This is a genomic window from Mesorhizobium sp. M00.F.Ca.ET.216.01.1.1 (genome assembly GCF_004010325.2).
Lineage (GTDB): Bacteria > Pseudomonadota > Alphaproteobacteria > Rhizobiales > Rhizobiaceae > Mesorhizobium.
Genome location: NZ_SADR02000181.1, coordinates 1 through 395, shown reverse-complemented (window position 1 = coordinate 395; position 395 = coordinate 1). Strand labels below are relative to the sequence as shown.

Sequence of the window (395 nt, the reverse complement as noted above, 5' to 3'; positions counted from 1 at the left end):
CGCGCTGCTATTGGGCGTGCATGACAGCAAAGGCAAGCTGCAGTATGCAGGGCGCGTCGGCACGGGATTCGACGCTGCGTTGCTGCGCTCGGAGAAGAAGGAACTCGACGCGCATGAGACGAAGCGCATGCCGTTCGCGAGCCCGCCGCGTGAGCGCAGCCGCACGCCGGTGCATTGGGTGGAGCCGGTGCTGGTCGCCGAATGTAATTTTGCCGAATGGACGAGCGACGGCATCGTGCGCCAGGCGTCGTTCGTGAGTCTGCGCAAGGACAAGCCGGCGCGCCAGATCGTCAAGGAAGCACCACGAAAAGGGGACGACGTGCAACAGCAAACCGATATCGAAGCCGACACCGCGCCGAAGAAACGTGCGGCGCGCAGCAAGGGGACAGGCAAAA

General features: G+C 63.8%; 1 pseudogene. It reads left to right on the top strand.

What is annotated here, in order from left to right:
• A pseudogene (locus EN859_RS35625) lies at positions 1 to 395 on the top strand (ATP-dependent DNA ligase); the annotation flags it as partial.